This window comes from Gracilimonas sp. (assembly GCF_035704785.1).
Lineage (GTDB): Bacteria > Bacteroidota > Rhodothermia > Balneolales > Balneolaceae > Gracilimonas.
This window is the reverse complement of sequence record NZ_DASSWP010000150.1, coordinates 1-6,136: the sequence shown is the minus strand read 5'-3', so window position 1 is coordinate 6,136 and position 6,136 is coordinate 1. Positions and strand designations below refer to the sequence as shown.

The window sequence follows — 6,136 nt, the reverse complement described above, 5'->3', positions numbered from 1 at the left end:
CGGATCTTAAGGGAAAAAGGAACTGAACTGCCGTTTATGAACGAGTATAACAGTAATGAAAGAGAAGGAATCTATGTTTGCGGTGCCTGTGGACAAAAATTATACAGCTCCGAGCATAAGTATGAAAGCGGGTCAGGATGGCCCAGTTTCTGGAAACCGATCGCCGATTCTTTAGTAGGTGAACGGGAAGATAACAGCTATTTTATGAACAGGACTGAGATCATATGTTCCAACTGTGGCAGCCACCTTGGCCATGTATTCGATGATGGACCCGAACCTACCGGACTTCGATACTGCATGAACTCTGCCGCAATGGATTTCATCGAAGCGGAGGAGGCAGAAGCCAATTAAACCTTATCAAATATTTAAATTGTAAATCACTGCAACTATTTAGATAATGAGGCGTCTTATTAAATTAAGACGCCTTTTTTATTATCCTTACCTGAAATCAAAAGCTCTTTCATGAACTCAAAAGCAAAAATTCTTCATAAAGCACAATTCAACCCAAAGATCATAACCTATATCCTGTGGTATGGTTCATTGATCTGTGCTCTTACCATCGTTCTGATCCCATTGATACCCATCTGGCTGCTCATTGCCTCATTTTACCTGAAACGATATTTTGAGAGATTGGAATGCGAGCTCACCACCCGCTCTCTTCGATTTAAAAAAGGATATATCTTTCAAACCGAGCGAACAATTCCCTTGGATAAGATCCAGGACCTTACTTTTAAAGAAGGCCCCCTGCTTAAACATTTCGGTTTAAGTGTACTCAAAATTGAAACGGCCGGAAATACCGGTCAGGGAAGCTCCGACCTTTCATTGATCGGCATCATTGATGCTTTTGAATTCCGAACCATGGTTTTCGATCAACGCGATAAAGTAACGGATAACACGACCGGTACCTCTAAAAATGAGGTGGATCCAACCGTAGAATTACTGAAGGAAATAAAAGACTCTATCAAAAGAATTGAAGGGAAACTTTTGAGTTAAGCTTTTCAGTCTTTTCGATATTTATCCTAAGCTATTTAATTTATCCCACAAAAAGGAATGAAAGGCTTTTTTAAATACTTTAGTAACGTCATTACCAAGTTCAAAAGTAAACTATAAGGCCAATAAGGCTATTTTTTCCATTTAAGCTTATTTAGTTACACAGAATGAATATTTCTATTATTGGTGCGGGATTGGGAGGATTATCTATTGCAGCTTTGCTTGCATCAAAGAACCATGACGTATCCGTGTTTGAAAAAAATGCGAATTCCGGCGGTAAGATGAATCAGATCGAAGTGGATGGATACCGTTTTGATACCGGCCCCAGTTTGCTCACCATGCCTTTTGTTTTGGAAAATCTGTTTCGGGAATGTGGCAAAGAACTATCCGATCATATCGAACTCATTCCCCTCCACCCTATCTGTAAATATTTCTATCCGGATGGCACAATATTTAATAATTTTGAAGATAAGTCTGCCACCATCAATGAGATCAGGTCTTTTGCTCCGGAAGATGCTCAAGCATATTTTGATTTTCTAAATTATGCGGAATCACTGTACGGTAAAACGGCCGATGCTTTTATTTTTAATCCCTTATACGATATCCGGGACCTGAAACAACTTGACCTCCTCAGTTTTTTTGGCATAGACGCATTCACAACTGTAAGTAAACGCGTTGACAGTAAATTCAGATCTCCATATTTAAGAAAGTTCTTTAAGCGATTTACCACCTACAACGGCTCCTCTCCTTTTCACGCCCCCGCAACCCTGAATGTAATTCCTCATGTTGAGATCAATCAGGGTGGTTATTACGTGAAGGGCGGCCTGTATAAAATAGCGGAAGCCCTTCAGCAACTTGCTGTTTCATTGGGGGTTGAGTTTCATTTCAATACCGAGATCGAAAGTATCATCATCGAGGAAGGGCAAGCAAAAGGCATTCAACTCAAAAATGATAAAAAGATCCAATCTGACCTGGTTATATCAAACAGCGATGCCACCGAAACCATATCCCATTTGCTTCCAAATTCTTCCGTCTCATCCCGCAAGAAACAAAAAGCCGAAACCATAGAGCCTTCCTGCTCCGGATTTGTACTCTTGCTGGGCACCGACAAAACCTATGAGCAGTTGGCGCATCACAACATTTTCTTTTCAGAGGATTATGAATATGAATTTCAGCAAATTTTTGAGGATAAGGTCATGCCCGATGACCCTACCATTTATATCGCAAATACCTCCTATTCCGACCAAGGGCATGCTCCGGCGGGAGGCTCTAATCTCTTTATCCTGGTAAATGCTCCTTATTTATCCGATCACTACAACTGGGAAGATCATGAACAGGCTTATGGAGATAAGATCATCCGTGAGCTGGAAAAACGCAGTTTAACGGATCTTTCCGCTCATATTCGTTTCAGAGAAAGCATTACACCTCAGGACTTTTATGAAAAATATCTTTCAAACAAAGGGAGTATCTATGGGACTTCATCCAATAACAAATTTTCCGCTTTCTTACGCCCCCGCAATAAATCCAAAGATATAGATAAGCTTTATTTTGTGGGAGGCTCAACGCATCCGGGCGGCGGGATTCCTCTAGTGGTGCAGTCTGCTTTCAATGCTATGCAACTGATCGAAAGATATGAATGATCAGCTAACTTCCTGAGATCTTATCTTTTTTTGGTTGAAACAGTTTCTTTTGCTTCTTGTCCCTTCTCTTCTATATCAAGGTTTATAACCTCAACATTGTGAATTTCTCCTTCTTTGATCTCAAAACGCATAATAGTGCGATGGGTTTGAAATCCTTGTCTACCTGCTGCACCGGGATTCATATATAACATCTTATTCAGGTCCTGATCGCGGGATATTCTGAGGATGTGGGAATGTCCGCATATGAACAGATCAGGTGGATCCGATTCCAGTTCTTCACGGATCGGGATGCAATAGCGGCCGGGAATACCTCCGATGTGAGTCATCCACACCCTGATGCCTTCGCACTCAAACCTTTGATGCAGCGGATATTCCTGACGAATATCCTGCCCATCAATATTACCATATACGCCGATAACAGGAGCGACCTCTTTAAGCCGGTCGGCAACTTCTGCGTTCCCAAAATCTCCGGCATGCCATATCTCATCACAGTCCTTGAAAAATTCAAGAACCTGCGGATCGAGGTAATTATGCGTATCTGAAATAAGCCCTATTTTGATCATACTTTTTGTATCATCTTAACATTCCAACAAAGGAACAAGGAAATATATTTAAACTTCTAGTTCCACTTCTTTTATAAACATTCACAAAATTTTATTCATTCGTTGAAAGGCTTTAGCATCATAATTGTTACCTGGAATGCTCTTGAGCATCTCAAAAACTTCCTTCCTTCCGTAACCAAAACTGATTATCCGAATTTCGAAATTATTATAGCAGATAATGCCTCTGATGATGGATCCAAAGAATGGATCAAGTCAACGTATCCTGAAATTAAAATTGCGTCCTTCGACAGAAACTACGGTTATTGCGGGGGAAATAATAGAGCTGTTCCTTTTGCTGAAAAAGAAATTCTCCTGTTCCTGAATAATGATGTAAAAGTGGAAAAAGACTGGCTCTATGGTCTTAATAAGGCATTTGATGATGACCTTGTAGCCGCTGCTCAACCCAAAATGCGTTCTGTTACTGAATCCGATCACTTCGAATATGCCGGTGCTGCGGGTGGGTTCATAGATAAATACGGCTATACCTTTTGTCGCGGCCGAATTTTCGATGAGGTTGAAAAAGATGAAGGTCAATACGATGATAAGACCGATCTCTTTTGGGCTTCCGGTGCTGCACTGGCCATTCGCAAAGATCTGTTCCTTAAATCCGGTGGTTTTGATGAGGTTTTTGAGTTCCACATGGAAGAAATTGATCTTTGCTGGCGGATGCAAAATCAGGGTTTTAAGATCACTTATGCACCCGAGAGTGTTGTTTATCATTTAGGAGGCGGCTCGCTCCCAATGGGGTCTCCCAGAAAAGTATTTTATAATTTCCGAAACAGCTTGTTCATGCTTTGGAAAAACTATTCTTCGACCAGCCTTCGAAAACGATTTTTACTGAGAATTTTTCTTGATATAGTTGCCGCCTGGAAAGCTCTACTGGAAGGCAAACCCAAAGAATGGCTGGCTGTAGCAAGAGCTCATGTTCACTTTTTAAGGAGCCTTGGAGATCTCACCCGTAAACGGAAAGCCCTCCAACAAAAAAGAGTTACAGATGATGACCCTAAAACCATGTTAGACATCAGCCTGATCTGGCAACATTTTGTGAAAGGCGTGAAGAAATTCAGTCATCTTAAGTAACAGGTAATCTCCATCTTTCGGGCCCTAGCCCGGGTGATGGAGATGGGCCAAGGCAAAGATGTCCGATCCGGCAACGATAGAAATCGAATCAAACAGCATCCATCACCCCGCCTTATGCTTTTTTAATTTCCGAAACACCACAAACAGGCGGAAAGATGGATTATTCCCCATTGTTAGATTCAGTATAAGTTTTGGATTATATCATCCGAAATCGTTTTCATGGAAAGCTTATAAAATTCGTCCGGATTATTCGGAAGTTTGAATAGATCAGTTGCTAATGTTTTATCACATAAAGTTCCATCTCTAAGCCCTGCGTAATCTATAAATGAGCAAAACTCCCATTCTTCCATTTTATTTACCAATCCGGCTTTTAATGGATTTTGATGTATATATAAGAAACAATTGATTCCGTAATTTCTGCTTTTTGTAATATCATTATTTAAGGATTTTGCCTTGGTTCGTTTCCTAAATAATGATCCTGAACGGTGATGTTTTTTGTTTATCGCTTGGGTATATGAGCTTAATTGTGAGCCAATATCTTTATTGAGTGGATTTAGCTTTCTTTCTCGTTGATTTGCATTAAATAACACCTCATAATCTTCATGTACTTGGATCAACCAATGAAAATGATTAGGCATGAGGCACCAAGCTAATATCGAACAGTGAGGGAATAAAGCCTTTCTCATTTTTTCGATAAATAAGACATAGTCTTCTCGGCTAAAGAATATGAGTTCTCTATTATTACCCTGATTGTACACATGATATGTATGCCCCGGAAGAAATTGCATAAATTGAAATAACTTCTTTTATGTTATTTCTGCAAAAAATTTAAAGCAATTCTTAGGTAATCTCCATCTTTCGGGCCCCAGCCCGGGTGATGGAGATGGGCCAATGGCAAAGATGTCCGATCCGGCAACGATAGAAATCGAAGCAAACAACATCCATCACCCCGCCATAGGCCTTTTTAAGTTCCTAAACACCTCAAGCAGGCGGAAAGATGGATTTGATATGACTTTCCCTTGCTCCCGCTCTGCGTTGATTAGAGACAGTAATCTCCATCTTTCGGGCCCCAGCCCGGGTGATGGAAATGGGCAAATGGCAACTTTTCCTGATCCGGCAACGATGGAAATCGAATCAAACAGCATCCATCACCCCGCCATAGGCCTTTTTAAGTACCTAGCCACCGCAAACAGGCGGAAAGATGGATTCGATATGACTTTCCCTTGCTCCCGCTCTGCGTTGATTAGAGACAGTAATCTCCATCTTTCGGGCCCCAGCCCGGGTGATGGAGATGGGCCAATGGCAACTTTTCCTGATCCGGCAACGATGGAAATCGAATCAACCACCATCCATCACCCCGCCATAGGCCTTTTTAAGTTCCTAACCACCGCAAACAGGCGGAAAGATGGATTTGATATGGGTTAAGCCCTTTTTTTCTTTTTAAAGGTATTAATAACCCCGCCATCTAAAACAGCCTCTCGCTGGCGATTACTGAGGGTATGCTTAACCTCGTATTCATGGCCTTTGGTGACATTGATAAGTTTGGCTGTATTTCCACTTTCGATGCTTGCTCGAATGTTTTCAGTTCTCAGGATATCACCCTGATCGATATCCTCGTAATCTTCATCGTTCGCAAATTCAAAGGGTGGAATTCCAAAATTTATCAGGTTTTGCCATCCGATTCGGGCATAGCTTTTGGCAATTACGGCTCGCTGACCCAAATATCTCGGCGCGATGGCAGCGTGCTCACGACTGGATCCCTGTGCGTAATTCTCGCCGGCAATGACCATGTGTCCGCCGTGTTCTGCTTTGGCTTCGAGCGCT

General features: G+C 41.6%; 7 protein-coding genes and 1 pseudogene. 5 read left to right on the top strand and 3 right to left on the bottom strand.

The genetic code is table 11. The features are described from left to right. The 3 genes from msrB to VFM80_RS08905 all read left to right on the top strand — a co-directional run. A partial coding sequence (gene msrB / locus VFM80_RS08915) for a peptide-methionine (R)-S-oxide reductase MsrB (protein WP_395071479.1) occupies positions 1–351 on the top strand: 351 nt, incomplete at its 5' end. Positions 352–462: 111 nt separating this feature from the next. Then, positions 463–993, top strand: coding sequence for a PH domain-containing protein (locus VFM80_RS08910; protein WP_395071478.1), 531 nt, complete (start codon positions 463–465; stop codon positions 991–993). 164 nt (positions 994–1,157) lie between these two features. Beyond that, complete coding sequence (locus VFM80_RS08905; protein ID WP_395071477.1) at positions 1,158–2,630, top strand: phytoene desaturase family protein; 1,473 nt, start codon at positions 1,158–1,160, stop codon at positions 2,628–2,630. 20 nt (positions 2,631–2,650) lie between these two features. On the opposite strand, the gene VFM80_RS08900 is transcribed toward VFM80_RS08905, so the two are convergent. After that, the gene (locus tag VFM80_RS08900; RefSeq protein ID WP_395071476.1) at positions 2,651–3,193 is read right to left on the bottom strand and encodes a metallophosphoesterase family protein; all 543 of its coding nucleotides are present in this window, start codon (positions 3,191–3,193) and stop codon (positions 2,651–2,653) included. 102 nt (positions 3,194–3,295) lie between these two features. Between VFM80_RS08900 and VFM80_RS08895 the strand changes: the two genes are divergently transcribed. After that, on the top strand, positions 3,296–4,312 hold the full coding sequence (locus VFM80_RS08895; protein ID WP_395071475.1) for a glycosyltransferase family 2 protein: 1,017 nt from the start codon (positions 3,296–3,298) through the stop codon (positions 4,310–4,312). 179 nt (positions 4,313–4,491) lie between these two features. Here VFM80_RS08895 and VFM80_RS08890 read toward each other — a convergent pair whose 3' ends face one another. Beyond that, a complete protein-coding gene (locus VFM80_RS08890) occupies positions 4,492–5,100 on the bottom strand; it encodes a transposase (protein WP_395071474.1) in 609 nt (202 codons plus the stop codon). Positions 5,101–5,203: 103 nt separating this feature from the next. Here VFM80_RS08890 and VFM80_RS08885 point away from each other — a divergent pair, with 103 nt between their 5' ends. Then, a complete protein-coding gene (locus VFM80_RS08885) occupies positions 5,204–5,737 on the top strand; it encodes a hypothetical protein (protein WP_395071473.1) in 534 nt (177 codons plus the stop codon). On the opposite strand, the pseudogene VFM80_RS08880 reads toward VFM80_RS08885, so the two are convergent. Continuing rightward, a pseudogene (locus VFM80_RS08880) lies at positions 5,734–6,136 on the bottom strand (aconitate hydratase); the annotation flags it as partial. The gene VFM80_RS08885 and the pseudogene VFM80_RS08880 sit on opposite strands and share 4 nt — an antisense overlap.

What these genes read in the sequence shown, in the direction of transcription:
- VFM80_RS08900 (WP_395071476.1), bottom strand. Translation starts at nt 3,193, where the DNA reads ATGATCAAAATAGGGCTTATTTCAGATACGCATAATTACCTCGATCCG.
- VFM80_RS08905 (WP_395071477.1), top strand. Translation starts at nt 1,158, where the DNA reads ATGAATATTTCTATTATTGGTGCGGGATTGGGAGGATTATCTATTGCA.
- VFM80_RS08910 (WP_395071478.1), top strand. Translation starts at nt 463, where the DNA reads ATGAACTCAAAAGCAAAAATTCTTCATAAAGCACAATTCAACCCAAAG.
- VFM80_RS08885 (WP_395071473.1), top strand. Translation starts at nt 5,204, where the DNA reads ATGGCAAAGATGTCCGATCCGGCAACGATAGAAATCGAAGCAAACAAC.
- VFM80_RS08890 (WP_395071474.1), bottom strand. Translation starts at nt 5,100, where the DNA reads ATGCAATTTCTTCCGGGGCATACATATCATGTGTACAATCAGGGTAAT.